Source organism: Pseudomonas sp. D(2018), from assembly GCF_005502555.1.
GTDB classification, from domain to species: Bacteria; Pseudomonadota; Gammaproteobacteria; order Pseudomonadales; family Pseudomonadaceae; genus Metapseudomonas; species Metapseudomonas resinovorans.
Map to the genome: position 1 here is coordinate 1 of NZ_SCOK01000007.1, position 25,240 is coordinate 25,240.

24 protein-coding genes and 2 pseudogenes are annotated in these 25,240 nt (G+C 65.1%); 7 read left to right on the forward strand and 19 right to left on the reverse strand.

All coding sequences use genetic code 11. The features are described from left to right. The 8 genes and pseudogenes from FFS60_RS07000 to FFS60_RS07035 form a co-directional block, all read right to left on the reverse strand. A pseudogene (locus FFS60_RS07000) lies at positions 1 to 584 on the reverse strand (S9 family peptidase); the annotation flags it as partial. After that, on the reverse strand, positions 550 to 1,701 hold the full coding sequence (gene pqqE / locus FFS60_RS07005; RefSeq protein ID WP_137821522.1) for a pyrroloquinoline quinone biosynthesis protein PqqE: 1,152 nt from the start codon (positions 1,699 to 1,701) through the stop codon (positions 550 to 552). The pseudogene FFS60_RS07000 and the gene pqqE, both read right to left, overlap by 35 nt. Then, positions 1,670 to 1,951 (reverse strand): pyrroloquinoline quinone biosynthesis peptide chaperone PqqD, encoded by a 282-nt coding sequence (gene pqqD, locus FFS60_RS07010; RefSeq protein WP_137821523.1) that lies wholly within the window; start codon positions 1,949 to 1,951, stop codon positions 1,670 to 1,672. The genes pqqE and pqqD overlap by 32 nt, the downstream gene beginning before the upstream one ends. Beyond that, positions 1,948 to 2,700 (reverse strand): pyrroloquinoline-quinone synthase PqqC, encoded by a 753-nt coding sequence (gene pqqC / locus FFS60_RS07015; protein ID WP_137821524.1) that lies wholly within the window; start codon positions 2,698 to 2,700, stop codon positions 1,948 to 1,950. Before pqqC ends, pqqD begins: the two co-directional genes overlap by 4 nt. A gap of 11 nt (positions 2,701 to 2,711) precedes the next feature. Beyond that, positions 2,712 to 3,626 (reverse strand): pyrroloquinoline quinone biosynthesis protein PqqB, encoded by a 915-nt coding sequence (pqqB, locus tag FFS60_RS07020; RefSeq protein ID WP_137821525.1) that lies wholly within the window; start codon positions 3,624 to 3,626, stop codon positions 2,712 to 2,714. A gap of 47 nt (positions 3,627 to 3,673) precedes the next feature. Then, positions 3,674 to 3,745 carry a pyrroloquinoline quinone precursor peptide PqqA gene (pqqA, locus tag FFS60_RS07025; protein ID WP_072432761.1) on the reverse strand — a complete coding sequence of 24 codons (72 nt, stop codon included), beginning with the start codon at positions 3,743 to 3,745 and terminating at the stop codon, positions 3,674 to 3,676. Positions 3,746 to 4,106: 361 nt separating this feature from the next. Continuing rightward, a complete protein-coding gene (locus FFS60_RS07030) occupies positions 4,107 to 5,627 on the reverse strand; it encodes an aldehyde dehydrogenase family protein (protein ID WP_137821526.1) in 1,521 nt (506 codons plus the stop codon). Between the two features lie 131 nt (positions 5,628 to 5,758). Next, entirely contained in the window at positions 5,759 to 7,354 is a 1,596-nt protein-coding gene (locus FFS60_RS07035; protein WP_371926378.1) for a methyl-accepting chemotaxis protein, read from the reverse strand. A 199-nt stretch (positions 7,355 to 7,553) separates the two neighbouring features. Between FFS60_RS07035 and FFS60_RS07040 the strand changes: the two genes are divergently transcribed. Further along, positions 7,554 to 8,567 carry an AI-2E family transporter gene (locus FFS60_RS07040; RefSeq protein WP_137821528.1) on the forward strand — a complete coding sequence of 338 codons (1,014 nt, stop codon included), beginning with the start codon at positions 7,554 to 7,556 and terminating at the stop codon, positions 8,565 to 8,567. 39 nt (positions 8,568 to 8,606) lie between these two features. Here FFS60_RS07040 and pedF read toward each other — a convergent pair whose 3' ends face one another. Next, on the reverse strand, positions 8,607 to 9,044 hold the full coding sequence (gene pedF / locus FFS60_RS07045) for a cytochrome c-550 PedF (protein ID WP_137821529.1): 438 nt from the start codon (positions 9,042 to 9,044) through the stop codon (positions 8,607 to 8,609). A 255-nt stretch (positions 9,045 to 9,299) separates the two neighbouring features. Continuing rightward, a complete protein-coding gene (locus FFS60_RS28635; RefSeq protein ID WP_171016495.1) occupies positions 9,300 to 9,455 on the reverse strand; it encodes a hypothetical protein in 156 nt (51 codons plus the stop codon). Between the two features lie 302 nt (positions 9,456 to 9,757). Between FFS60_RS28635 and exaA the strand changes: the two genes are divergently transcribed. Beyond that, entirely contained in the window at positions 9,758 to 11,626 is a 1,869-nt protein-coding gene (exaA, locus tag FFS60_RS07050) for a quinoprotein ethanol dehydrogenase (RefSeq protein ID WP_137821530.1), read from the forward strand. Positions 11,627 to 11,685: 59 nt separating this feature from the next. Further along, positions 11,686 to 12,333, forward strand: coding sequence for a pentapeptide repeat-containing protein (locus tag FFS60_RS07055; protein ID WP_137821531.1), 648 nt, complete (start codon positions 11,686 to 11,688; stop codon positions 12,331 to 12,333). A gap of 239 nt (positions 12,334 to 12,572) precedes the next feature. On the opposite strand, the gene FFS60_RS07060 is transcribed toward FFS60_RS07055, so the two are convergent. The 3 genes and pseudogenes from FFS60_RS07060 to FFS60_RS28985 form a co-directional block, all read right to left on the reverse strand. After that, positions 12,573 to 13,202, reverse strand: a complete 630-nt coding sequence (locus tag FFS60_RS07060; protein WP_137821532.1) for a response regulator transcription factor — start codon at positions 13,200 to 13,202, stop codon at positions 12,573 to 12,575. Continuing rightward, positions 13,199 to 14,062, reverse strand: a pseudogene (locus FFS60_RS07065) (ATP-binding protein); the annotation flags it as partial. The gene FFS60_RS07060 and the pseudogene FFS60_RS07065, both read right to left, overlap by 4 nt. A gap of 53 nt (positions 14,063 to 14,115) precedes the next feature. Beyond that, entirely contained in the window at positions 14,116 to 14,250 is a 135-nt protein-coding gene (locus FFS60_RS28985; protein WP_256658047.1) for a hypothetical protein, read from the reverse strand. Positions 14,251 to 14,615: 365 nt separating this feature from the next. Here FFS60_RS28985 and FFS60_RS07070 point away from each other — a divergent pair, with 365 nt between their 5' ends. Both FFS60_RS07070 and FFS60_RS07075 read left to right on the forward strand, forming a co-directional pair. After that, entirely contained in the window at positions 14,616 to 15,278 is a 663-nt protein-coding gene (locus FFS60_RS07070) for a response regulator transcription factor (RefSeq protein WP_028627975.1), read from the forward strand. A gap of 28 nt (positions 15,279 to 15,306) precedes the next feature. Continuing rightward, positions 15,307 to 16,167: a DMT family transporter gene (locus FFS60_RS07075; RefSeq protein WP_137821533.1), complete on the forward strand. Its 861-nt coding sequence runs from the start codon at positions 15,307 to 15,309 to the stop codon at positions 16,165 to 16,167. A 144-nt stretch (positions 16,168 to 16,311) separates the two neighbouring features. Here FFS60_RS07075 and FFS60_RS07080 read toward each other — a convergent pair whose 3' ends face one another. Beyond that, entirely contained in the window at positions 16,312 to 17,658 is a 1,347-nt protein-coding gene (locus FFS60_RS07080) for an MFS transporter (RefSeq protein ID WP_137821534.1), read from the reverse strand. Positions 17,659 to 17,975: 317 nt separating this feature from the next. On the opposite strand from FFS60_RS07080, the gene FFS60_RS07085 reads away from it, so the two are divergent. Then, complete coding sequence (locus FFS60_RS07085; protein WP_137821535.1) at positions 17,976 to 19,412, forward strand: aldehyde dehydrogenase; 1,437 nt, start codon at positions 17,976 to 17,978, stop codon at positions 19,410 to 19,412. A gap of 196 nt (positions 19,413 to 19,608) precedes the next feature. Here the strand turns inward: FFS60_RS07085 and FFS60_RS07090 are convergent, their stop codons facing one another. Then, the gene (locus FFS60_RS07090; protein ID WP_137821536.1) at positions 19,609 to 20,889 is read right to left on the reverse strand and encodes an OprD family porin; all 1,281 of its coding nucleotides are present in this window, start codon (positions 20,887 to 20,889) and stop codon (positions 19,609 to 19,611) included. A 160-nt stretch (positions 20,890 to 21,049) separates the two neighbouring features. On the opposite strand from FFS60_RS07090, the gene gcvA reads away from it, so the two are divergent. Beyond that, positions 21,050 to 21,961, forward strand: a complete 912-nt coding sequence (gcvA, locus tag FFS60_RS07095; RefSeq protein ID WP_256658048.1) for a transcriptional regulator GcvA — start codon at positions 21,050 to 21,052, stop codon at positions 21,959 to 21,961. 97 nt (positions 21,962 to 22,058) lie between these two features. Here gcvA and FFS60_RS07100 read toward each other — a convergent pair whose 3' ends face one another. From FFS60_RS07100 to FFS60_RS07115, 4 genes are read right to left on the reverse strand one after another with little or no spacing between them, the layout of a single operon-like run. After that, positions 22,059 to 23,255, reverse strand: a complete 1,197-nt coding sequence (locus tag FFS60_RS07100; RefSeq protein ID WP_137821537.1) for a CaiB/BaiF CoA-transferase family protein — start codon at positions 23,253 to 23,255, stop codon at positions 22,059 to 22,061. Next, positions 23,245 to 23,640, reverse strand: coding sequence for a PaaI family thioesterase (locus tag FFS60_RS07105; protein ID WP_137821538.1), 396 nt, complete (start codon positions 23,638 to 23,640; stop codon positions 23,245 to 23,247). The genes FFS60_RS07100 and FFS60_RS07105 overlap by 11 nt, the downstream gene beginning before the upstream one ends. Positions 23,641 to 23,657: 17 nt before the next feature. Next, positions 23,658 to 24,464 (reverse strand): enoyl-CoA hydratase/isomerase family protein, encoded by an 807-nt coding sequence (locus tag FFS60_RS07110; RefSeq protein WP_137821539.1) that lies wholly within the window; start codon positions 24,462 to 24,464, stop codon positions 23,658 to 23,660. A gap of 10 nt (positions 24,465 to 24,474) precedes the next feature. Next, positions 24,475 to 25,239 (reverse strand): SDR family NAD(P)-dependent oxidoreductase, encoded by a 765-nt coding sequence (locus FFS60_RS07115; RefSeq protein WP_137821540.1) that lies wholly within the window; start codon positions 25,237 to 25,239, stop codon positions 24,475 to 24,477. Position 25,240: the final 1 nt, after the last annotated feature.

Sequence of the window (25,240 nt, forward strand, 5' to 3'; positions counted from 1 at the left end):
GTTTGGGTCCAAGGCTGCGCGGGACGGGACCACTCGATCCAGGCGAGGGTCTGGCCATCCGGGCTGATACGCGGTGCGGCGTAGAAGTCGGCCCCTTCGACGAGTACCTGACGGTGCCCACCCTCCAGGGCAATGGACACCAGCCGGTGAACGCCCCGGTCTTCTTCCACTGCCAGTACGGCCCGCTCACCCGGCCAGAGATCGCCGTAGCGGCACCCAGGGGTCCCGGTCAGCGCGGCAGGTACGCCGGAGAGAACCTGGACATAGAGCTGCTGGTCTGCCTCGTTGACGAACGCCACGCCCTCGTCGAGCAAGCAGAAAGCGCCGCCACCGTATTCGTAGACCCGGCTGCGCACGGAAAAGGCGGCGGGTGTGAGGCAGCGTGCAACGCCTGCCTGCCAGCGCCAGAGCGTGGTACGGCCATCAGCGGGGTCGAACAGACTCCAGAACAGCCCCGCTGGTCCCCAGCGCAGCTCCGCGAAGTCACGGCTCGCCGCCACGGCACGTTCCGCGCTCCAGTCACTGTCCCAGAAACCAAAAGGACGGCTCTCAGGCGCGGCAGATGATCTTGGAGGTGCGCTCATTGCGATAGGTCAGTTGCTCCAGTCCCTTGGCAGCGTGTTCCGCTTCTTCCCGTGCCGCCAGTACCTTGCCGTGGTGCGCCGACTTCACGCAGACCGGATCGGCGTTGCTGGCATCACCAGTGAGCATGAAGGCCTGGCAACGGCATCCGCCGAAGTCCCGCTCCTTCTCGTCGCAGGAGCGGCAAGGTTCTGGCATCCAGTCATAGCCACGGAAGCGGTTGAAGCCGAAGGACTCGTACCAGATGTGGCGCAGGCTGTGCTCGCGCACATTGGGGAACTGCACCGGCAGCTGGCGCGCGCTGTGACAAGGCAGCGCCGTGCCGTCCGGGGTGATGTCGAGGAACAGGTTGCCCCAGCCGTTCATGCAGGCCTTGGGGCGCTCTTCGTAGTAATCCGGGGTGACGAAGATCAGTTTGCACGGATGCTTTTCGGCCGCCAGCTTCGCCCGGTAGTCATTGGTGATGCGCTCGGCGCGCTGCAGTTGCTCGCGGGTCGGCAGCAGGCCGGCGCGGTTCAGTTCGGCCCAGCCGTAGAACTGGCAGGTGGCGAGTTCGACGAAGTCCGCTTCCAGCTCCAGGCATAGCTCGATGATCCGCCCGATGCTGTCGATGTTGTGCCGGTGGGTGACGAAGTTCAGCACCATCGGGTAGCCCTGGGCCTTCACCGCGCGGGCCATGGCCAGCTTCTGGGCGAAGGCCTTGCGCGAGCCGGCCAAGAGGTTGTTCACCTCTTCGTCGGCGGCCTGGAAGCTGATCTGGATATGGTCCAGTCCGGCGTCCTTGAAGGTTTTGACGCGCGCCTCGGTGAGACCGATGCCGGAGGTGATCAGGTTGGTGTAGTAGCCCATCTCCCGCGCGGCGTGGATCAGTTCCTCGAGGTCCTGGCGCACCAACGGCTCGCCGCCGGAAAAGCCGAGTTGTGCCGCGCCCAGCTCACGGGCCTGGCGGAACACCTCGATCCACTGGGCGGTCGTCAGTTCCTCGCCCTGTTTCGCGAAGTCCAGGGGGTTCGAGCAGTACGGGCACTGCAGCGGGCAGCGATACGTCAGCTCGGCCAGCAGCCAGAACGGCGGCCCCGGCTGGGTTTCAGGCTTCGAGTTGCAACCAGAACTGGGCATGGGCCACCTCGATGAACGCCAGTATGTCTTCGTCCAGGCCGGGTACGTCGGGAAAGCGTCGACGCAGGTCGAAGACGATCTGCGCCACCGAACGCTGGCCATCCACCAGGCGCAGGATCTCCCCCGCACTCTCGTTCAGCCGCACCATGCCTTCCGGATACAGCAGCACGTGGCAGCCCTGGGCCGGTTCCCATTGCAGGCGGAAGCCCCGCCGCAGGTTGGGTACCTGATGCATGTCGAAGTCGCTCATAGTGCAATTCCCCGGTGCCAGACCCGTTCACGGGTCACCGTGTGGAACGGCGGACGTTCCAGCTCGAAGGCCATGCTCATGGCGTCGAGCATGCTCCAGAGCACGTCCAGCTTGAATTGCAGGATCTCCAGCATGCGCTGCTGGGCGTCCCACGTGCGGTAGTGGTCGAGGGTGATGCGCAGGCCGTGCTCGACATCGCGGCGCGCCTCTTTCAGGCGCTTCCTGAAGTAGTCGTAGCCAGTCGGGTCGATCCAGGGATAGTGCTGCGGCCAGCTGTCCAGCCGCGACTGATGGATCTGCGGCGCGAACAGCTCGGTCAGCGAACTGCTGGCAGCCTCCTGCCAGCTCGCGCGACGGGCGAAATTCACATAGGCATCCACCGCGAAACGCACGCCGGGCAGCACCAGTTCCTGGGACAGCACCTGCTCGCGGTCCAGCCCGACGGCCTCGGCCAGGCGCAGCCAGGCCTCGATGCCGCCTTCCTCGCCGGGGGCGCCATCGTGATCGAGGATGCGCTGAATCCATTCGCGGCGGGTATCGCGGTCCGGACAGTTGGCCAGGATGGCGGCGTCCTTCAGCGGGATGTTCACCTGGTAGTAGAAGCGGTTGGCCACCCAGCCCTGGATCTGCTCGCGGGTCGCATGGCCTTCGTACATGGCTCGGTGATAGGGATGATGGATGTGGTAGCAGGCGCCCTTGGCGCGCAGGGCCTGCTCGAACTCGGCGGGGCTCATGGCTGGCTGGTTCATCTCGGGCTCCCTTACAACTCGATGCTCATGCCGTCCCAGGCCACTTCGATTCCGTGGCGGCCCAGTTCGGCGCGCTCGCAGGAATCGACGTCGAGGATCGGGTTGGTGTTGTTGATGTGAATGAGCACCTTGCGCGGGCCCGAAATGCCATCGAGCACCTCGATCATCCCGCCCGGACCGCTCTGCGGCAGATGGCCCATCTCGCTGCCGAGCTTGTCGCCGACTTCGCAATGGCGCATTTCGTCGTCACGCCACAGGGTGCCGTCCACCAGCAGGCAGTCGGCGCGGCGCATCCAGCCGCGCACGGTTTCGTCTACCTGACCAAGGCCGGGGGCGTAGAACAGATTGCCGCCGGTATTCAGGTCTTCCACCAGCAGCCCGATGTTGTCGCCGGGGTGCGGGTTGCCCCGGTGCGGCGAATACGGCGGCGCACTGCTCAGCAAGGGAATCGCGGTGAAGCGCAGGCCCGCGCAGGCGGGAATCTCGAAGCCCGGACTGGCCAGGTCGATGGGGTTCCATGCAAGCCCGCCATTCCAATGACTGAGCATGGTGAAGAGCGGGAAGCCGGTGCTGAGGTCCTGGTGGACCATCTCAGTACACCAGACCGGGTGCGGGCAGCCTTCGCGCAAGCTGAGCAGGCCGGTGACGTGATCGATCTGGCTGTCCATCAGGATGATCGCGGCAATGCCCGTGTCGCGCACACGACGCGCCGGCTGCAGCGGCGGGAAGGCCTCCAGCTGGGCACGGATATCTGGCGAGGCGTTGCACAGTACCCAGTCGACACCGTTGGCGCTGATGGCGATGGAGGACTGCGTACGCGGCTGGGCGCGGACCTTGCCGCTGCGCACGCCACGGCAGTTGTGGCAGTTGCAGTTCCACTGGGGGAAACCCCCACCGGCGGCAGAGCCGAGAATCTGGATATGCATGGGATTAGCCCTGGGCGGGGGCCCCGGCAGGGCCGGGGCGATGCGAATCAGCGGTTGGCGAAGTACAAGGTCACTTCGAAACCAATGCGCAGATCGGTAAAGGCGGGTTTAGTCCACATGGAGCCATCCTCTTGTTATGGCGCCGGAGGATTCCGGCAAGTCCAGTTAATCACCAGGCCGGAGAGGCCCGAATGGTACTTTCGAAGGAGATGCGCTCGTGATTTGGTAGGGCTTTTGGGGGCCGGCAGGTCACGCGTCAGGCCGAGCTACCTGTGTAGGAGCGAGCTTGCTCGCGAAGGTCGTGGCACCGTTCGCCAGCAAGCTGGCTCCTACAGGGTCGCCAAGAAAAAACGCGGCCGAAGCCGCGTTGCGAGTAAACCCTGGCGGGCATGGGATTCGTGTGCGCAGTCCCGCTGGCAGGGCATCATCGGCAAAGGGAGTGTGGCGCCCGAACCTGCGCGCCACGGGATCAATCGTAGATCAGAAGAAGCCCAGCGGATTGATGTCGTAGCTGATCAGCAGGTTCTTGGTCTGCTGGTAGTGGTCGAGCATCATCTTGTGGGTTTCACGGCCGACGCCGGACTTCTTGTAGCCACCGAACGCGGCGTGGGCCGGGTACAGGTGGTAGCAGTTGGTCCACACGCGGCCGGCCTTGATGCCACGGCCCATGCGGTAGGCGCGGTTGATGTCGCGGGTCCAGACGCCAGCGCCCAGGCCGAACTCGGTGTCGTTGGCAATCGCCAGGGCTTCGGCTTCGTCCTTGAAGGTGGTGACGCCCACCACCGGGCCGAAGATTTCCTCCTGGAACACGCGCATCTTGTTGTGCCCCTTCAGCAACGTCGGCTGGATGTAGTAGCCGCTGGCGAGGCCGCCCTCCAGTTTTTCGGCCGCACCGCCGGCGAGCAGCTCGGCGCCTTCCTGCTGGGCGATTTCCAGGTAGGAGAGGATCTTCTCGAACTGCTGCTGCGAGGCCTGGGCGCCAACCATGGTGTCGGTGTCCAGCGGGTTGCCACGCTTGATCTTCTGCACCTTCTTCATCACCTCGGCCATGAACGCCGGGTAGATGGATTCCTGCACCAGCGCGCGCGACGGGCAGGTGCAGACTTCGCCCTGGTTGAAGAAGGCCAGCACCAGGCCTTCGGCCGCCTTCTCGATGAACTCGGGCTCGGCCTGCATGATGTCTTCGAAGTAGATGTTCGGGCTCTTGCCGCCCAGCTCCACGGTGGACGGAATGATGTTCTCCGCCGCGCAGTGGAGGATGTGAGAGCCCACCGGGGTGGAGCCGGTGAAGGCGATCTTGGCGATGCGTTTGCTGGTGGCGAGCGCCTGGCCGGCTTCCTTGCCGAAGCCCTGCACGATGTTCAGCACGCCAGGCGGCAACAGGTCACCGATGATCTCTGCCAGCACCATGATCGACAGCGGGGTCTGCTCGGCGGGCTTGAGCACCACGCAGTTGCCGGCAGCCAGCGCGGGGGCCAGTTTCCAGGCGGCCATCAGCAGCGGGAAGTTCCAGGGGATGATCTGCCCGACCACGCCCAGCGGCTCGTGGAAATGATAGGCAGCGGTGTGCTCGTTGATCTCGGCAGCGCTGCCTTCCTGGGCGCGAATGCAGCCGGCGAAGTAACGGAAGTGGTCAGCGGCCAGCGGTACGTCGGCGTTCAGGGTCTCGCGCACAGCCTTGCCGTTGTCCCAGGTTTCGGTGACGGCCAGCACGTCGAGGTTCTGCTCGATACGGTCGGCGATCTTCAGCAGGATCAGCGCGCGGTCCTGCACGGAAGTCTTGCCCCAGGCATCAGCCACGGCGTGGGCGGCATCCAGCGCCTTCTCGATATCCTCGGCGCCGGAACGGGGGAACTCGGCAATCACCTCGCCATTCACGGGGGAAGTGTTGGTGAAGTACTGGCCACCCACCGGCGGTACGAACTCGCCACCGATGAAGTTGCCGTAGCGCGGCTTGAAGCTGACGACGGCGCCCGGAGTGCCTGGTTGTGCGTAGATCATGGCGTTGCTCTCTCTGGTCGGTGCCCACCCGGTTGGGCAGGTTGTAGACCGATCTTAGTCAGCGCCCCGCGCTCCCCGGTATGCGCCCATGGCACAGACACCCTCCTCATTTGGTAGTAGTTGGCCCGTCCTCAGGCGCTTGCCAGAGCGTCCTTGCGCGGGGCCGGTGTCGCAGCGGCCTGCTCGGGCCGGTAGCCCAGGCGCAATCCACCCCAATGGCGCCCGTGGAGGATGATCGGCACCGAGAGGTCGTGCATCAGCTCACCGGTGTCACGGGTATAGGTCTGCAGCAGCAGCGGCTGCTGGTGGCTGCCACAGCGGATGCCGGTGCGGTCGCTGAACATCCGCTTGCTGCGGCTGCGAGCCATGTCCTGCTCGCGGTCCCCGCTGGGCGCCTGACTGAAGGCCAGGTTGTGGGTGGGCACATACCCCTCCTGGGTGCAGGCGATGGCGAACACCAGGCCCTCATGTTGTTCGAGCAGCGGCTCCTGGATGTCCGGCAGGACCTGGTCGGTGTAGCGGTCGAAGCGCGAGCTGTACTTCTGCGGGTAGGTGCCGGGCACCACCTGGAAGCGACGGTCGAACAGGTCATCGAGGCTGATGTGGCCGTCCCGCACATCCCGCTCGAAGCGTTCGGCGATGGACGTCGCGCCCTGCCGGGCCAGGTCATAGACCCGCTGGTGGTAGTCATCCAGGCCTACTTCGGCCAGGCGTTCGCTGATGGTTTCGGCTTGCGCTTCCAGTTGGCTGGCGGCCTCAGCCAGGCGGCGGGTCTGTTCATCACTGACACCCAGGTCGCTGCGCATCTGCCCCACGGCCTCGAACAAGCCCGCCAACTGGTCACGGTTGGTCCGGGCGCCTCGGGCGATTTCGTCCACCTGCCCTTCCACTGCGGCAGCCAGGCCCGCGATCTTCTCCAGCTGGCGGCCGGTCAACTCCACCTGGCCTACGCCCGCGTCCAGATCGATGGAAAGCTGTTGGATCTGTTCCACCACCAGCGTCGTCTGCCGCTGGATATCGGCCACCATCTGCCCGACTTCGCCGGTGGCGCTGGCGGTTCGCCCGGCCAGGCCACGCACCTCGTCCGCCACCACGGCAAATCCCCGGCCGTGTTCGCCGGCGCGCGCGGCCTCGATGGCGGCGTTCAGCGCCAGCAGATTGGTCTGGCTGGCGATGGACTGGATGACCTGGGCCACCTGCTGGATTTCCTCGCTGCGCTGGCTGAGGGCCGCAATCAGCTCACGACTGGCGCTGGCCCGGGCGCTGAGCTGGTGCATGAGCGCTATCGCCTGCCGCAACACCTCGCGACCTTCATCACTGCTCTGACGCGCGCCATGGGCGGCGGCGAAGGCCTGCTGGCTGAGTTCGGACGTGGCGGCCTCGGTCGCGATCATCACCTCGGCACTGCCGACAATGCGCTCGGCGGCCTGCAACTGGGATTTGAGACGTTCGGCCAGGCGATCCACCGACCAGGCGACACCGGCGGCGGACAGGGCATTGTGGCTGGTGCTGCGGGACAGGTCGCGGGTCAGTCGTGCGATGTCGGCACCCTCCCCCGCATCGGCCAGCGCGGCCATCGTCTTCGGTCGGAATAGCCAGGGCACGGGCAGCAGCAGGAGGACACCCAGCCAGGGCGGCAGGCCGGCAAAGGCCATTGCACCGGCGATGACGATAATCAGGAGGCTATGGATCAGGCAGTAGCGCATCGCTTGTCCCTTTGTTGTCATTGTTTTCGGGTATTAAGCGGCGAATCGGCTGTACGGAATATGGTTCCTTGGTCGTAGAGCGAACGGTGCGAATGCCGGTTCCTCGCCCAGGAGTGGCGATACCGCGTCGCCCCTGCATACTTCAGCTGCTGATTGTGCGGCGGCGCCTCCCACTGGCAGACTGCCGCCCCTGCTTCGCTTTCCAAGGCCCCCAGGACCTATGCAACTCTTCACTGATCGTCAATTGCTCCTGGCCAGCTGGGTCATCGCACTCATCGGCCTGCTGCTGGTGCTGCCCTTCCACCTGTTGCCGTCCCTGCTGTCCGGCCTGTTGGTCTACGAACTGGTGGTCACCCTGGCACCCCGCCTGCAACCGGTCATTCCCGGTGGCCGCCGCGCCCACTGGCTGGCGGTGGCCTTGCTGGGCATCCTGGTGGTGAGCCTGCTGACAGTCTTCTTTGTGTGGATCGCCGGCGTGGTGACTCAGGAAGTCCACAACCCCGGCCAGTTGCTGGAGAAGTTCATCGTCCTGACCGAGCAGGCGCGAGCGCAGTTGCCGGCGTCCATCGAGAATTACCTGCCGGCCAACGCCGATGACCTGCGCCGCGAGCTGATGGAATGGCTGCGTGCCCACGTCGGCCAATTGCAACTGCTGGGCAAGGGCGCGGCACACACCTTCGTGACCATGCTGATCGGCATGATCCTCGGCGCCATCATCGCCCTGCAGCCCATCCCCAATTTCGAGACCCTGCGTCCGCTCAGCCGCCTGCTGCTGGAGCGCATGGCGCTGCTGGTCACCGCCTTCCGCAATATCGTTTTCGCGCAGATCAAGATTTCCCTGGTCAATACCACCCTCACCGGCATCTTCCTTGCCGTGGTGCTGCCACTGATGGACATCCACCTGCCGCTGACCAAGGTGCTGATCCTGCTGACCTTCATCCTTGGCCTGCTGCCGGTGATCGGCAACCTGATGTCCAACACGCTCATCTTCATCGCCGGATTCTCGGTATCCCTCTGGGTCGCGCTGGGTGCCCTGGGCTACCTGATCGCCATCCACAAGCTGGAATACTTCCTCAACGCGCGGATCGTCGGCGGCCAGATCAGCGCCAGGGCCTGGGAGTTGCTGCTGGCGATGCTCGCGTTCGAGTCGATCTTCGGCCTGCAGGGGCTAGTGGCGGCACCGATCTACTACGCCTACCTGAAGAGCGAGCTGAAGCACGCGGAGCTGGTGTAGCCTCGCTCGCCAGCCAGACGCCCCCCGCGCAGGGTTCGATCACTCCTCCACGTGCACGCTTTCCAGGTAGGTGCGGATGGCCCACAGGGCTTCCTGGCTGAGGAACTCGGCCATCTTCGGCATGTACACCGCGCCGTCGCGCACCGCGCCGTTGATCACCCGCTCCTTGTACCACTCGTCACCGCTGGCATCGGTTTCCAGGTAGCGCAGGTCAGGGGCGATACCGCCGGATTTGGCTTCCAGGCCATGGCAGCGGGCACAGTTCTGGTTGTAGGCCGAAGAGCCGATCTCGACGGCAAGGTCATGCTGGGGATAGGGCGCGCGATAGGGGTTCTCGGCGCGCCACTCCTTGCCCAGTGCCTCCAGGCCTTCGGTGTTCACGGCCTGGGGCACCACGTCGCCATGGGCCAGGGCCATTCCGCTGAGAGTCAGGCCGGCCAGGAATGCGAGGCCGCGCAGTGCGCTGTTGTTGTTCATCACGTACATCCTCATTGAGCTACTGGGCAAGGCGGCGCCCCGTGGGGAGCGCTGTGGAGACATGGTAGGAAGCCCCCGGTCAGGCCCCCATCCTGCTTTGGTGGCTTGCCCTTCCTCCCTTGGTAGTAGTGCGGGTGGATGCGTGCGGACGAACGCCCTGGCGCCATCAGGCGTGCAGGCGCGAGCCTGCTGACGAACGACGCGACGTCATTCACCAGCAAGACGGGTGTTATGGAGGCGGGAGAAACGGGGCAATCAGTCGGCTACGGGCGTGGACGCCGGGAGGGAGAAACGTTGATCTGGCAGGTCGATGGCAGGGCGGACCAGGTCGCCGGAGGCCCTGGCCAGTTCGAACTCGAGCAGGCAGCAGATCAGCAGCAGCGGTAACAGAAGGTGCTTGATGATGATCATGACGGAATCCTCTTGCGGGTTTCCCTATCTGTCAGGCTAAGGCCGGGGAGCTCATCTGGCTGTAGCGCCTTGGTATCGAACGGCCGATACCTTGGTAGCGGTCGCTGCAACCTTCGTTCGTCGTAGCTCCTCGGAAGGTATCGACAAGGGCTTTGGCAGCAATGCCAAGTCATGCCCGGGCTGGGAAGTTTTCCCGACATGCGCGGGAGATTTTCCGTATCAAGGCGACAGCGCGAATTCCACCATTCGAAACGCCGGGCCAGCAGATGGCCCCGTATCCATCGACTATGGGAATCGCAAAGATGACAACAAGATCGCTACCCTCCCCTGCCAGCCCGCTTTCCACCGCCATCCGTTGCCTGCTTCTCGTCGGAGGCCTGACCGCTGCCGCCGGCGCCTTCGCCCAGAACGTGACCTGGGACGACATTGCCAACGACCACAAAACGACCGGTGACGTGCTGCAGTACGGCCTGGGCACCAATGCCCAGCGCTGGAGCCCGCTGGACAAGGTCAACGCCGACAACGTGTTCAAGCTGTCGCCGGCCTGGTCGTTCTCCTTCGGCGACGAGAAGCAACGCGGCCAGGAGTCCCAGGCGATCATCAGCGACGGGGTGATCTACGTCACCGCTTCCTATTCCCGCGTCTTCGCCCTCGACGCCAAGACCGGCCAGCGCCTGTGGACCTACAACCACCGCCTGCCGGACGACATCCGCCCCTGCTGCGACGTGGTCAACCGTGGTGCGGCCATCTATGGCGACAAGATTTTCTTCGGCACCCTCGATGCCCGCGTGGTCGCCCTGAACAAGAAGACCGGCAAGGTGGTCTGGAACAAGAAGTTCGGCGAACACGGTGCCGGCTACACCATGACTGGCGCGCCGACCATCGTGAAAGACCAGAAGAGTGGCAAGGTCCTGCTGGTGCACGGCAGCTCGGGTGACGAATTCGGCGTGGTGGGCCAGCTCTTCGCCCGCGATCCGGACACCGGCGAAGAGGTGTGGATGCGCCCCTTCGTCGAGGGCCACATGGGTCGCCTGAACGGCAAGGACAGCACGCCCACCGGCGACATCAAGGCGCCGTCCTGGCCGGACGACAAGAATTCCCCCACCGGCAAGAAAGAGGCCTGGAGCCACGGTGGCGGCGCGCCCTGGCAGAGCGCCAGCTTCGATCCTGAAACCAACACCATCGTTGTGGGTGCCGGCAACCCGGCGCCCTGGAACGGTTGGGCACGTACCGCCGATGGTGGCGATCCCAAGGACTTCGACAGCCTCTACACCTCCGGCCAGGTCGGCGTAGACCCGAGCACCGGCGAGGTGAAGTGGTTCTACCAGCACACGCCAAACGACGCCTGGGACTTCTCCGGCAACAACGAACTGGTGCTCTTCGACTACAAGGACAAGAACGGCAAGACCGTAAAAGCCACCGCCCACGCCGACCGCAATGGCTTCTTCTATGTGGTGGATCGCAACAACGGCAAGCTGCAGAACGCCTTCCCCTTCGTCGACAACATCACCTGGGCCAGCCATATCGACTTGAAGACTGGCCGTCCGGTTGAAAATCCGGGCCAGCGCCCGCCGCTGCCGGAGCCGGGCCAGAAGCACGGCAAGACGGTTGAAGTCTCCCCGCCCTTCCTCGGCGGCAAGAACTGGAACCCCATGGCCTACAGCCAGGACACCGGCCTCTTCTACGTACCGGCCAACCACTGGAAAGAGGACTACTGGACCGAAGAAGTGGCCTACAAGAAGGGCTCGGCCTACCTCGGCCAGGGATTCCGTATCAAGCGCATGTATGACGACCACGTCGGCATCCTGCGGGCGATGAACCCCACCACCGGCAAAGTGGCCTGGGAACACAAGGAGCGTCTGCCGCTCTGGGCAGGCGTGCTGGCCACCAAGGGCAACCTGGTGTTCACCGGCACCGGCGACGGTTTCCTCAAGGCCTTCGACGCCACGAACGGCAAGGAACTGTGGAAGTTCCAGACCGGCAGCGGCATCGTCTCCCCGCCCATCACCTGGGAGCAGGACGGCGAGCAGTACATCGGTGTGACCGTGGGCTACGGCGGCGCAGTACCCCTCTGGGGCGGCGACATGGCCGAGCTGACCAAGCCGGTGGCCCAGGGTGGTTCCTTCTGGGTATTCAAGCTGCCGAGCTGGGACAAGACCGCGCAGCGTTGAGTGACGGACCGGGGCCCAGCGCCCCGGTTTCCTTTCAAGCCTCCCTTCGGAAACCTGCCATGAACAACCTGCACCTCTATCTGCCGCTCGCCCTGCTGGTAGCCGGCAGCCTGGCCCTGGCCGACGACGGCGACCTGATGATCAACGGCTGCCGCATCGCCCCGGAAAGCCGCTGCCCCGGCGCCGACCTGCGTGGCGCCCAACTGGCCAACCAGGATCTGGGCAAGATGGACCTCTCCGGTGCCAACCTCGAAGGCGCCGACCTGCGTCATGCCCGCCTCGATCTGGCCAACCTGGAAAAGGCCCGTCTGGTCGGCGCCAACCTGACCCGGGCAAGCCTGCAACAGGCCAACCTGCGCCTGGCGGACCTCAGCAACAGCCGCATGGTGGCCGTGCAAGGTTGGGGAATGTTCGCCCAGGCCGCGCAGTTCCAGGGCGCGGACCTCTCCGCGGCCTACCTGGAATTCGCCCGCCTTTCCGGCGCGAAAATGCACCGGGTGAAGCTCCAGGCCGCCGACCTGGAAATGGCCTGGCTGAGCAAGGTCGACCTCAAGGATGCCGACCTGCGCGACGCCAACCTGCAGGAAGCCAAGATCGGTCAGGCAAACCTGGAAAACGCCGACCTCACCGGCACCCGCAAGCACTATGCGACCTTTCAGGAGACCAATATGGAAGGCTGCACGGGTTGCCCGAGCGGGTGGGATTGAGCGCCCCAGCGCGGCACTGAAGGTGTGTAGTTTTTCTGTGGGGGCGATTTCAATCGCTGTGTCTGCGTTAGCTGTTGCACGAGATTTACCATCGGTCCAAGAGCCTTGTAGGAGCTGGCTTGCCAGCGAAACGGGGCTATTCGCTGGCAAGCCAGCTCCCACGGGCAATACGGCTTCTTGCAACACGTAATGCAGACATCGCCAATTCATTCGCCAAGGGCCGCGAAGCGGCCCCTCTCCTACGGCCCCACCCGCAAAACACCGGTATCGATCGCCAGGTGCACCAGTTCTGCATGGGATTCCACCTGCAGCTTGCTCTTCAGCAAAGTCAGGTAGTTCGACACGGTCTTGCCGCTGATGCACAGGCGCTCGGCGATTTCGCGAGAAGGCAGGCCACGGGCGAGCATCACGAATATCTCGAACTCACGTTGGGTAATGCCGCGCAAGCGCGGGTCATCGGTCTGATGGCACGCCAGCTGGGTCGCCAACTGCTGTTCGATGTAGGGATGGCCGGCAAGGATGCGCCGTACCGCTTCCAGCAGCACTTCCGGCGGCGAGCTCTTGGTGATGTAACCCGCAGCGCCGGCGTCCAGGGCCTGGCGCACCAGGGGCAGTTCGTCGTGCATGCTGAAGAACAGCACGCGCAACTGCGGCAGGCGCTGGCGCAACCGGCGAGTGACCTCCAGGCCGCTGATGCCGGGCAGACCCACGTCCATGATGACCAGGTTGGGAATCTCCTCCTGCACCTTCTGCAGGGCGTCCTCGCCGCTGCCGGCCTCGCTGACCTGCACCTCCGGCAGCAACGCGCAAAGCAAGGCCGCATAGCCCTGGCGCACCACGGCATGGTCGTCCACCAGCAGGATTTTCATGATCCAAGCCCCTCCACGGGCACGCTGAGGCTAAGCACCAGGCCAGCGCCGGGACGCGTCAGCAATCTGAGCTCACCTCCCAGGCAGCGGGCGCGTTCGCGCATGGAGCGCAGGCCGATGCCACCGCCATCGAGACGCTCGGCGCCGCGTCCGTCATCCCGCACCACCAGGCGCAACCTTCGCCCTCCGGCGCGCAGGCGCACCCGCACCTCGCTCGCCTCGGCATGGCGCACCACATTCGTAAGCGCTTCCTGCAGCAGTCGATAGAAATGGGCCTTGGCTTCGCCGGAAATCGGCGGCAGGTCCTCAGCCAACTGCATGCGACAGGTGATGCCATGGGTCTGCTGCCACTGCTGGCCGAGCAGGCGAATGGCTTCGACCAGTTCCAGGCGTTCCAGCATCACCGGGTAAAGATCGCGGACCAACGCGCGGAAGCCGTCCTGCAGGTGCTGGCAATTGCTCTCCAGCGCCTGGGCGGTGTGGTTCACCACAGGCAGTTGGCCGGTCACGCTGCGCAGCAGGAAGAGCTGGGCACGAATCCCGGCGAGGTATTGACCGAGGTCGTCGTGCAGCGCCTGCGCCAGCTGGCGTCGCTCGCGCTCCTGCAACGCCAGTAGCGCCTGGGTAAGCGTGGCGTTCTCCGCCTTGACCTGTTCCAGGGAGGACGCCATCTGATTGAAGTGACTGGCCAGACGGCGTGATTCGGCCGTGGAATAGGCTGGCAGGCGCACCTGCAGCTCACCACGGGACACCTGCTGCAAAGCGCCGAGCAGGTCATCCAGCACCCGCATACCACGCCTCACCGCCCAGCGCATTGCCCACAGGCCGAGGCCAAGGGCGATGCCGAACAGCGCCAGCATGAAGATCAGGGTCACCAGCAGGTCGACGTGCCATAGCGTGTGCATGGCAGGCCTCACTCATCCATCCAGAGAATGCGCTCCACACGCCCCCCGGTCGGGTGGCGGTCGTCCACCGGCCTGGCTCGATCGAAGCCGAGCAGACTGAGGATCAGCAACGCAGGCAACAGCAAATGCTTGAGGATGCGCACGGCGCGAACTCCCTCTGATTATTGTGTTGCCATGCTAGGACCGAACGGCAGAGAGGCTTCTACTACCTTGGTACCGCCCGACCGGTACTTTCTGCGTACGTTCGCACCCTGACCCCTTCCTGTGGGCTGGCCCTGGGACGGCAGGGTGCCCAAGCCGGGAACCGTTCTGGCATGGGCCATCTACTACTTTGGTACTGCTTCCCCCCTCTCAACGTCGAATTCCAAAAGCAGCGGCACTGGCCTGTAATAGCTGCCTATAAAAAGTACAGAGCGTCCGCGATGAAGTCCGCCCGTCCCGTGCCCTTCCCCTGACCGGGCACACCCGGGCCTGCCGCACCATAATGAAAACAATGAGGTGAAAGGCCGTGTACAAGATTCTGATTGCCGATGACCACCCGCTCTTCCGCGAAGCCATCCACAACGTCATCAGCGATGGGTTTCCGGAAAGCGAAGTGATGGAGACCGCCGACCTGGACAGCGCCCTGGCCCTGACCCAGGAGCACGACGACCTGGACCTGATCCTCCTCGACCTGAACATGCCCGGCATGCATGGGCTGAACGGGCTGATCAACCTGCGCAACGAGGCCCCCACCGTGCCGGTGGTCATCGTCTCCGCCGAGCAGGACAAGCAGGTGGTGTTGCAGGCCATCACCTACGGCGCGGTGGGTTTCATCACCAAATCCTCGCCCCGCGCGCAAATGACCGACGCCATCGAGCAGATTCTCAACGGCAACGTCTATCTGCCGTCCGACATCATCCGTACCCAGAAGACCTCGCCCCGCCGCCACCATGAAGACGCCGGCATCCCGCCGGAACTGCTGCAGGCGCTGACCCGCAAGCAACTCCTGGTGCTGGAACGCATGACCAAGGGCGAGTCGAACAAGCAGATCGCCTACAACCTGGACATCGCCGAAACCACGGTGAAGGCCCACGTCTCGGCCATCCTGCGCAAGCTCAACGTACACAACCGTGTACAGGCCATCCTCTCGGCCAGCGATATCGACTTCACCGCCTATCTGCGCCGTTGAACCAACGGGTATCCCCCTAAGGACAGCCATGCCCGCCGCCCGTACGCTGTTGCTCACCGCACTGGCCATGCTGGCCTTTGCCGGCAACTCCCTGCTCTGCCGACTTGCCCTGAAGGAAACCGCCATCGACGCGGCGAGCTTCACGGCCATCCGCATCGCCTCCGGCGCACTGATGCTCTGGCTGTTACTGCGACTGCGTCACACGCCCCTGGCCAGCACCGGCAACTGGCGTGCCGCGCTGGCGCTGTTCGTCTACGCCGCAGCGTTCTCCTATGCCTACCTGCAGCTGGACGCCGGGGCCGGCGCGCTGTTGCTGTTCGGCGCGGTGCAGCTCTGCATGGTGGTTTTCGGCCTGTTGCGTGGCGAGCGCCTGAACCCTCAACAGACCCTGGGTTTCGCCCTGGCCACGGGCGGCCTGGTGGTGCTGCTGCTACCCGGCGCCACTGCGCCGCCCCTGGTCGGCGGGCTGCTGATGCTGCTCGCGGGCCTGGCCTGGGGCGTCTATACCCTGCTGGGCCGCCAGGCCGGCCTGCCGCTGGCGGCCACCGCCGGCAACTTCATCCGCGCCCTGCCCTTCGCCGCCCTGCTCCTGCTGCCCTTCATCGACCAACTGACCCTGGACCTGCCAGGCCTCATCTACGCCCTGCTCTCCGGCGCATTGACCTCGGGCATCGGCTACGCCATCTGGTACAGCGCCCTGCCCGGCCTCGGCGCCCTGCAGGCCGCCAGCGTGCAACTCAGCGTCCCCGTCCTCGCGGCCCTTGGCGGCGCGCTGCTGCTGGGCGAAACCATCAGCCTGCGCCTGGTGCTGGTTTCGCTGGCGGTGCTGGGCGGCATTGCGCTGGTGCTGCGCGCGAAGTTGCAGGGGGTGGTGCCGCAGAAGGCGTAAGGCTTACTCGATTTCCCACGTTCGTAGGACGTGGGCTTGCCTATGGCCCCGATAAGGGGGGTATCTCGGATTTCATCCGGGCTACCGACAATCCGGCTTAAGGCCGAGCCCATCGGGCCCGGCCTTTTCTGTCCGCCAGCACGATCAGCGCAGCGGCTGCCCCTTCATCTCCGGCATACGGATGTAGACCACCAGGCTCACCAGGCACACCGCGGCGACGTAGACCCAGAACAGATGGCCATAACCCGCGCCCGCTGCCGCCGTCATGATGTAGGGCGAAGTCCCGCCGAACAGGGTGACCGACAGCGCATAGGGCAAGGCGATGCCCGTGACCCGCACCTCGGCCGGGAACTGCTCGGCCATGGTTACGGCCGAGGCGGCGCCGAAGCCGGTGAGGATGACCATGGAGACAGTTTGTAGCAGCACCACCTCAACCAGGCTGATGCCCTGGTAAAGCAGCCCGAAGCTTGGCCAGGCCCAGAGGATGGACGCAGCGGCAAAGGCAATCAGCACCGGGCGGCGGCCAATGCGATCAGCCAGCATGCCGACCAGCGGCATCAGCAGCAGCGACACGCTCACGGCGATGGCCCCGGCGAGCAAGGTCTCGCGGATCGACATCCCGGTCACCAGGTGAACCTGGGACGGGTAGCTCACCATCCACACATAGTTCAGCAGGTTGCCCGCCATGGCGACGCCGATGACCCGCAGCACGTCCTTGCGGTGTTTGGTGAACATGTCGCGGATCGGGCGTTTCTCGACGGCCTTCTTGGCCACGCGGGACTTGAACACCTCGGTTTCCTTCACCGACAGCCGGATCCACAGGGTGAGCACGCCCATCAGCGCGGCGATGATGAACGCCACGCGCCAGCCCCAGTCTTCCAGGGCCGTGTCGCTACCCACCGAGGCCAGCACGAAGCCGAGCAGGAAGGACACCAGCGTGCCGGCGTTGATCGCGAACCACTGCCAGGAGCCGGCGAAGGCACGCCGGTTGGACGGTGCCGATTCGATCAGGAAGGCCGAGGCGGAACCGAATTCCCCACCGGCGGAGAAGCCCTGGGTGAGGCGTGCCAGCACCAGGATGATGGGGGCGGCGATGCCGATGCTCTCGTAATTGGGGCAGATGCCGATCACCAGCGAGGCCAGCGACATCAGCAGGATCGACAGGGTCAGGCCCTTCTTGCGGCCATAGCGGTCGGCGAACACACCGAGCACCGCACCGCCGATGGGGCGCATGAGGAAGCCCACGGCGAACACCGCCAGTACCGAGAGCAGCGCGGTAAGGCTGTTGCCTGCCGGGAAGAACTGCTTGGCGAGGATGGACGAGAAGGTGGCGTAGATCACCCAGTCGGTGTACTCGACTATGGTGCCCAGGGTCGCGGCCACGATGGCCTTTTTCTCGGTCCGGTTCAGCTTGCGGCCAATATCGGCCTGGCCCGTGGCGGACATGGAATCAGGCATGAGGCCGCCAATCGCACTATTGTCGTTAGTCATTGCATCGCTCCCGTGAGCACACTTTTTGTTGTTGATCGCCCGAAGGCGTTCTCTTCTGGTTAGCGAGCAAGATGCAGTGTCACGCAGGGGCGGTGAAGCGAGATTTCCGCCCAGTACACTTGACTTTAAATCAAGCGACAGCCCAGGCGAGGCGTGCGTTCCGGGCAATCTGACGCTTGAGGTTTTCTCAAGCCTTGATGGCTGAAAATTCCTTTGAAGGCACGCAGCCGAAGGCCGAACCTGCCCCTGCGCCCGGGTCGACGAACAAGAATGGCACCCGATCATGATCCGGGCCTTGAATTGAGGAGTCTCGAAGCATGTTCTTGAAAGTTGAGAGCTACATCGGCGGGCGCAGCCTGGCGCCTGTCGAAGGTCGCTACGTCGACAAGTTCGACCCGCGCACCGGCGAAAAGCTCGGCGAGGTCGCCAACAGCGGCCCGCAGGAAGTGGAGCTCGCCATCCAGTCCGCCCAGGACGCCCTGCCGGCCTGGCGTGACATGCGGCCTTCCGAGCGTGGCCGCATCCTGGTGGAGCTGGCGCGTATCGTGCGCCGCAGCGAAGACCGCCTGGGCAAGCTGGAAAGCGCCGAGACCGGCAAGCCCGGCCGCGAGATGGCCACGCTGATGGACCTCACCGCCCAGTACTTCGAGTTCTACGCCGGCCTGGTCAACGTGATGGACGGCGAAGTGATCAACCAGGGCCCCAACTACCACGTCTACACCCGCCGCGATCCCTTCGGCGTGATCGGTGCCATCCTGCCCTGGAATGCCCCGTTGCATCAGGCCGCCCGCGCCATCGCACCGGCCCTGGCCACCGGCAACACGGTCGTTGCCAAACCTTCCGAGCACACCTCCGCCTCGCTGGTGGAACTGGCCCGCATCGCCGTTGAAGAAGCCGGCCTGCCTGCCGGTGTGTTCAACGTGATCGTCGGCAAGGGCAGCGTCATCGGCCCGGTGATGGCGCGCCATCCGCTGATGCGCAAGATTTCCTTCACCGGTGGCATTACCGCGGGTCAGGAACTGGGCCGCATCGCTGCCGAGCGCATCCTACCGCTGACCCTGGAGCTGGGCGGCAAGTCGGCGAATATCGTCTTCGATGATGCCGACCTCGACGCCGCCGCCAAGGGCGCCACCACGGCCTTCACCTGGAACAGCGGCCAGTGGTGCTGCGCCGGCACCCGTCTGCTGGTGCAGGAGAGCGTCCACGACCGCTTCGTCGAGAAGCTGGTGGCCGAGGTCGCGGCCTTGCGCGTCGGCCCAGACTTCGACTGCACCTCCGGCCCCATCACCACCCAGGCACAGTTCGAGAAGATCCAGAGTTACTTCGCAATCGCCGAGCGCGAAGGCCTCAAACCGGCCATCGGCGGCAAGGTGGCCAGCGGCGAGCATCTCGGCAATGGCTGGTACATCGAACCCACGGTCTACACCGGCGTGACCAACGACATGACCCTGGCCCGGGAAGAAATCTTCGGCCCCATCCTCTGCGTCATTCCCTTCAAGGACGAAGCCGATGCCCTGCGCATCGCCAACGACAGCGAGTTCGGCCTGGGGGCCGGCATCTGGAGCCGCGATATCGGCCGCGTGCACCGCGTGGCCGCCGGCCTGGAAGCGGGGCGCATCGTAGTCAACGAGTACAGCGGCGGCTTCGTCCAGACGCCGTGCGGTGGCTTCAAGCAGAGCGGCTACGGCCGCGAGCAAGGCATCGACGCCCTCTCCCACTACACCCAGCTGAAGTCGGTGATCATCCGCCTCTGATCCTGCGCCAGGGATTGCCCATGCAGGATGTGGCGGGCGGCGTTCCGCTGGGGCGCAGCGATACCCATCACCTCGTATCGATGGGTATCGCAAGCTCCACCCATCCTACGGCCTCGAATTGAGCGAGACGCTGTACCCCCTACAAGAACGCAAAAACCGGCCCCTTCTGGGGCCGGTTGCTTTGCGCTGATACGGATTACCAGAGCGGCAGGGTGTAGGTGACGATCAAGCGGTTCTCATCGATATCGGGACCGAAGTTGCTGCGCACGCTCGCATTGCGCCATTTGATGCCGAGATTCTTCAGCGGCCCGTTCGGCACCACGTACGCGATGTCGGTATCCCGCTCCCACTCCTTGCCCTCCTCCGTCCGGCCCGTGACTTGCACGTTATCGCCCGACAGGTAGCGCGTCATGAAGGTCAGGCCGGGAATGCCCAGCGCGGCGAAATCGAAGTCGTAGCGCGCCTGCCAGGAGCGTTCGTCCGCATTGCCGAAGTCGTTGATCTGCACCAGATTCACCAGGTAACCATCCGCCCCGCTGACATAGGCGAAGCCGGTATCGCCGGCCATGTGCTGGTAGCCCATCCCGAGGGCGTGGGGGCCGCGCTTGTAAGTGAACATCGCCCCCAGGGCGCGGTTATCGACATTGCTGCCGCCATCGTCGAGGCTCCGCGCCCAACGCAGGTCGGACTTGATGGAGCCGGCATCGCCCAGGTCCAGGCTGTGGCCGAGGGTGAGGTAGTGCTGGCGGTAGATGCCGTCCAGTCCGCCGTAGTGGTACGCGGTGGTCAGGGCCGGTGTCCACTTGTAGCTGGCACCGGCGAAGTCCAGCGCATCGCTGGTCTTGTTGCGGCCCAGCACGATGTTGCGCGCCCCGCCGTTGAACACCTGCATCGCCTCGTTATCCGAAGAGTTGCGCAGGTTCACCCGGTCGAAGCGTCCCAGGTCCAGGGTCAGGTCCTTCACCTCGGTACTACTGAGCCAGGCACCGCGAAAGGTCTGCGGCAGCAGCCGACTGTCGTTGGACAGGGCAACCGGCAGCTTGGGCTGCAGAGTGCCGATCTTCAGCAGGCTGCTGGAGGCCCTCAGCTTGGCAGTGAGCCCCAGTTCGCCGTACTCGTCCTGGGCACGATTGGGCCTTTCCCGGTCGGATTGCAGCAGGCCCGTTCCGGTGCGATCCGGGCTGGAATCCAGCTTCACCCCGAGCAGGCCAAGGGCATCGACGCCGACGCCGACCGGCCCCTCGGTGAAACCCGACTCGTAGCGCAGCAGAAAACCCTGGGCCCACTCCTCGGCCTTGCTCTGTGCAGCGCCGTCCTGGCGGAAATCGCGGTTGAAGTAGAAGTTGCGCAATTCCAGGCTGGCCCTGGAGCCATCGATGAAATCGGCACTGGCGGTGCCGCTGGCACCGCAGGTCAGGCCGAAGAGCGCAAACAGGGTGTGCGGACCGAAGCAACGGGCCCGGTTGGGAGTGGTCATGGAGCGGCTCTCTCTTGTTGTTGTGATACGTCCGGAGCCGATCCTAGGAACCCGCCAGAGGCCGCGACAAACGATTAAAACAGGGTTTTCGCTTGAGATTTACTCAACCAGAACTAGAGTAAGATTCCGCGCCATTCCACGCGTCCAAGAAGAAGAACCGATGATGGACAGACTGCCGCCGCTCAACGCCGTAAGGGCTTTCGAAGCCGTTGCCCGGCACCTCAGCATCACCCTCGCCGCCGATGAACTGAACGTCACGCCAGGGGCTGTTTCCCGGCAGATCCGCGCCCTGGAGGATTACATGGAACAGCCACTGTTCCTTCGCGGGCACCGGCAGATCACCCTCACCCCGGCCGGCGAGCAGTACTTCAAGGCAGTGGCACGCATCATCGAAGAACTACGCAGCGCCACCCGCAAGCTCAAGCGCCCCGCCAAGCGCCGGCAGATCAAGGTACGCGCCTACACCACCTTCGCCATGCAATGGCTGATTCCGCGCCTGGCCAGCTTCCACCAGGAGAACCCCAAGATCGAGGTGCTGCTGACCGCCTCGCTGGACCCGGTGGACTTTCAGAAGGATGACCTGGATGCAGCGATCCGCCTCGGCTCGGGAGACTGGCCCAACTGCAACTGCTACGTGCTCAGCGACAACGTACTGGCCCCCGTGTGCAGCCCCAGCCTGCTCGACATCGGACCGGGCCTGCACGAGCCGGCGGACGTGGCCGAGTACACCATGCTGCACTCCATCGCCCGGCCGGACGACTGGAGCCATTGGCTGCAGGCCGCAGGCGTGGGCAGCGCCGTGGACGCCCGCGCCGGCATGACCTACCAGAGTTCGTCCATGGCCTATGCAGCGGCTTCCGGCGGCCAGGGCATCGCCATCGCCCAGTTGTTCCTGGTGGAAAAAGAGCTGCGCGAAGGCACCCTGGTGCGACCGTTCCCGCAGACCGTGGACATGGGCGCCTACACCTATTACCTGCTCACCCCCAGGCACCGGGCGGAGAGCGAGGACATGAGCATCTTCCGCCAATGGCTGCTGGAACAGGCGCGCCAGACGCGGCACGGCCCTTCATAGGTTGGCGCTGAGCGCAGCCGGGTGGATCACGCTCCACCGATCCACCATCGACGCTCACCCTGGCGCCGAATGGTGGAAATGCAGCGCGATTTCCACCCTACGCGTTGACCACCGCTCCGGCCTCGAGCATCTGTGCTACTTCCAGCTCGCTGAAGCCCATCTCGGCCAGCAGCTCGCGGGAGTGCTCGCCCTTGTCCGGCGCTGGCCTGTAGGGCTGCTTGGCGGCCTCGGCGCTGTTCACCGGGAAACCGGGTACCCGCAGCACGCCATGCCGCGGATGCTCGATCTCGGCGAGCATGCCGTTCTGTTCAAGCTGAGGATGGTTCAGCAGGTCGCTGTAGTCGGCCACCTTGGCGCAGAGGATGTCCGCCGCACGCAGGCGCTCCAGCCAATGGCCGGTGCCCCGGGTGCGGAACACGCTATTGAGGGCTTCCTGCATCTCGGTCCGGTGCACCACGCGTTGGGCGGAGGTGAGGAAGCGTGGATCGGTGGCCCATCCCGGGTGACCGAGCACCGTGCACAGGCGCTCCCAGCGGTTGCCGTTGTAGGCAGCCACCATCATCCAGCCGTCCGCGGTCTGGAAGGCTTCGTTGGGTGCCGAGTAAGGCGCGGCGCTGCCGATCGGGGTGGGTAGCTCGCCGTCACGCAGGTAGCTGCTGATGGAGGACTGCTGCAACGCCAGGGCGGAGTTCATCAGGCTCACATCCAGGTGCCCGCCCTGCCCGTCCTGGTGCCGCGCCTGCAGCTTGGCGAGGATGGCCATGCAGGCCATGTAGCCGGTGACCACATCCACCACGGGCGCCTGCACCTTGCAGGGCGGCGCACCGGGGATGCCGATCAGGCTCATGAGTCCAGAGTCCGCCTGGAGGATGCCATCCACGCCCGCGCGGTCCGCGTAAGGACCCTGCTGGCCATAAGCGGAAATGGAGCAGTAGATCAATGCGGGATCCTGCGCCGACAGCGCTTCGAATCCCAACCCGAGCCGCGCCATCACGCCGGGGCGCATGCTTTCGATCACCACGTCCGCTTCAGCCACCAGGCGCTTGGCGACGGCCAATCCCTGGGGATTCTTCAGGTCGAGGCAAAGGCCTTGCTTGCCCCGGTTGAAGCCGTGGTAGAGGGCACTGGAATCCCCCACCCAGGCCGGCCCCAACGTGCGGCCGAGGTCACCTTCCGGCGGTTCGATCTTGATCACCCGCGCGCCCATGTCGGCGAGCAGCATGGTGCAGGTGGGGCCGGCGGCGATCTGGGTGAAGTCCAGCACCGTCAGCCCTTGCAAGGCATTACGCAGCATGACGGCGGTCTCCCTGCTTGAAGGTGCCCTGGGCCGTGGCGAGCACCTCGCCCTCTTCGTCCACCAGGGATGCCTCGGCGAAGTAGAGGCTGCGGCCACTGCGGCTGACCCTGCCCCGGGCGATCACGCGTCCGGAGCGGGCCGCTTTCAGGTAGGCGATGTTCAGCATCACCGTGACGCCGTGGACTTCTTCCTCGCCCTCGGCCGAGTGCAGGCCCGCGTAGCCACAGGCGGCATCCAGCAAGGTGGCGATCAGCCCCCCGTGCAACATGCTCTGGCGGTTCAGGTGACGCGCCTCGATGGGCATGTGGAACTCGGCCTCGCCAACGGCCCAGTGGACCAATTCGACACCCAGGCTCTGCAAGAACGGATTGCTCAGATGCATGACGGCTCTCCCCGGAACTAACGGCCCTTGTACTGAGGTGCGCGCTTCTCGGCGAAAGCCGTGCGCCCTTCCAGGCGGTCCTCGGTGTCCCGCAGCACGCCCCAGTACAGCTCGGTGAGACGCTGGGCGTCGGCATCGGACAGGTGCGCCGTCTGCCGTGCCAGGGATTGCAGCGCCTGGACCGCCAGCGGTGCCTGGGCGGCGATGCGCTCGGCCAGTGCGAAGGCCCGTTCCAGCAGTGCTGCCGGACTGGCCGAAACCTCTGACACCAGACCGATGGCCAACGCCTGGGCGGCATCGATGCGCTGGCCGGTCAGCGCCATCTGCATGGCATGGGCCGGCGGCACGGCCTTGAGCAGACGATGCAGGCCGGACACTGCTGGAATCGACCCCACCACCGCTTCCGGCAGGCCGAAACCGGCGTTGGCGGAGGCAATGCGCAGGTCGCACTGCAGCGCCAGTTCCAGGCCTCCGCCCAGGCAGTGCCCATTGATGGCCGCGATCAGCGGCTTGCGCAGGTCGAGGTCGGCCAGGTCCATCAGGCGGATGTACAAGCCGGCATCGGCCGCCAGCTCCTTGTCGAGAAACAGCGCCTCGGCATAGGACGCGTTGGACGCCCGCGTGCTCTTCAGGTCGGCGCCGACGCAGAAGGCGCGTTCACCGGAGCCGGCGAGAATCGCCGCACGAATTTCGCGGCGGTCACGGACCTCCTCCAGGCGCGCACGCAGGGTGCGCAGGGATTCGATATCCAGGGCGTTGAGGGCATCCGGGCGGTCGAGGCTGATCAACGCCACCGCGCCCCGGATCTGCAGATGTACAGGCATGGTGGCCTCCTCAGACGCTGGCTGACGACAGGCTGCGCCCGCCGCAGACATAGAGGGTCTGTCCGGTGATGTAGGCACTCGCCGGGTCGAGGAAGAACTCCACGGCGTTGGCGATATCCTCCGGCGTGCCGATCCGTTTGACCGGCACCGTGTCCTTCAGGCGCGCCTGCACCTCGGGCTCGAAGGCCTGGAACAGCGGTGTGTCGACGATGCCGGGAGCAATGGTATTGACCGTGATGCCCTTGGCCGCGAACTCGATGGCCAGGCTGCGGCTCAGGCTCACCACCCCGCCCTTGGCGGCGGAGTAGTTGGCCTGGCCGAAGCCGCCCAGCCAGGCGCGCGACGACAGGTTGACGATGCGTCCGAAGCTGCGCTCCAGCATCAGCGGCAGCGCCGCCTTGCAGCAAAGGAACTGCGCCCGCAGGTTGGTATCCACCACCAGGTCCCAGTCGTCCTCGGTCATCTTCAGGAAGCGCTTGTCGCGGACCACGCCGGCATTGTTCACGAGGAAGTCCAGGCCGGCGCCGGCTTCGGCGATACGGCCGAAAGCGCGCTCCACCGCAGCACCCTCGGTGAGGTCCAGGGCCAGGCCATGGACGTTCATCCCCTCGCTGCGAAGCTGGGCGACCGCTTCGGTCAGCACAGCCTCGTCGCGGTCCAGCAGGTAGACGGTCACGCCCTGGCGCGCCAGGCGCGTGGCAATGCCGAGGCCGATGCCGCGGGCGGCACCGGTAACGGCCGCCACCTGCCCTTCATGGAAGCGTTGTGCGCTCATC

What these genes read in the sequence shown, in the direction of transcription:
- pqqE (WP_137821522.1), bottom strand. Translation starts at nt 1,701, where the DNA reads ATGCCCAGTTCTGGTTGCAACTCGAAGCCTGAAACCCAGCCGGGGCCG.
- pqqD (WP_137821523.1), bottom strand. Translation starts at nt 1,951, where the DNA reads ATGAGCGACTTCGACATGCATCAGGTACCCAACCTGCGGCGGGGCTTC.
- pqqC (WP_137821524.1), bottom strand. Translation starts at nt 2,700, where the DNA reads ATGAACCAGCCAGCCATGAGCCCCGCCGAGTTCGAGCAGGCCCTGCGC.
- pqqB (WP_137821525.1), bottom strand. Translation starts at nt 3,626, where the DNA reads ATGCATATCCAGATTCTCGGCTCTGCCGCCGGTGGGGGTTTCCCCCAG.
- FFS60_RS07030 (WP_137821526.1), bottom strand. Translation starts at nt 5,627, where the DNA reads ATGATCTACGCACAACCAGGCACTCCGGGCGCCGTCGTCAGCTTCAAG.
- FFS60_RS07035 (WP_371926378.1), bottom strand. Translation starts at nt 7,354, where the DNA reads ATGACAACAAAGGGACAAGCGATGCGCTACTGCCTGATCCATAGCCTC.
- FFS60_RS07040 (WP_137821528.1), top strand. Translation starts at nt 7,554, where the DNA reads ATGCAACTCTTCACTGATCGTCAATTGCTCCTGGCCAGCTGGGTCATC.
- pedF (WP_137821529.1), bottom strand. Translation starts at nt 9,044, where the DNA reads ATGAACAACAACAGCGCACTGCGCGGCCTCGCATTCCTGGCCGGCCTG.
- FFS60_RS28635 (WP_171016495.1), bottom strand. Translation starts at nt 9,455, where the DNA reads ATGATCATCATCAAGCACCTTCTGTTACCGCTGCTGCTGATCTGCTGC.
- exaA (WP_137821530.1), top strand. Translation starts at nt 9,758, where the DNA reads ATGACAACAAGATCGCTACCCTCCCCTGCCAGCCCGCTTTCCACCGCC.
- FFS60_RS07055 (WP_137821531.1), top strand. Translation starts at nt 11,686, where the DNA reads ATGAACAACCTGCACCTCTATCTGCCGCTCGCCCTGCTGGTAGCCGGC.
- FFS60_RS07060 (WP_137821532.1), bottom strand. Translation starts at nt 13,202, where the DNA reads ATGAAAATCCTGCTGGTGGACGACCATGCCGTGGTGCGCCAGGGCTAT.
- FFS60_RS07075 (WP_137821533.1), top strand. Translation starts at nt 15,307, where the DNA reads ATGCCCGCCGCCCGTACGCTGTTGCTCACCGCACTGGCCATGCTGGCC.
- FFS60_RS07080 (WP_137821534.1), bottom strand. Translation starts at nt 17,658, where the DNA reads ATGACTAACGACAATAGTGCGATTGGCGGCCTCATGCCTGATTCCATG.
- FFS60_RS07085 (WP_137821535.1), top strand. Translation starts at nt 17,976, where the DNA reads ATGTTCTTGAAAGTTGAGAGCTACATCGGCGGGCGCAGCCTGGCGCCT.
- FFS60_RS07090 (WP_137821536.1), bottom strand. Translation starts at nt 20,889, where the DNA reads ATGACCACTCCCAACCGGGCCCGTTGCTTCGGTCCGCACACCCTGTTT.
- gcvA (WP_256658048.1), top strand. Translation starts at nt 21,050, where the DNA reads ATGATGGACAGACTGCCGCCGCTCAACGCCGTAAGGGCTTTCGAAGCC.
- FFS60_RS07100 (WP_137821537.1), bottom strand. Translation starts at nt 23,255, where the DNA reads ATGCTGCGTAATGCCTTGCAAGGGCTGACGGTGCTGGACTTCACCCAG.
- FFS60_RS07105 (WP_137821538.1), bottom strand. Translation starts at nt 23,640, where the DNA reads ATGCATCTGAGCAATCCGTTCTTGCAGAGCCTGGGTGTCGAATTGGTC.
- FFS60_RS07110 (WP_137821539.1), bottom strand. Translation starts at nt 24,464, where the DNA reads ATGCCTGTACATCTGCAGATCCGGGGCGCGGTGGCGTTGATCAGCCTC.
- FFS60_RS07115 (WP_137821540.1), bottom strand. Translation starts at nt 25,239, where the DNA reads ATGAGCGCACAACGCTTCCATGAAGGGCAGGTGGCGGCCGTTACCGGT.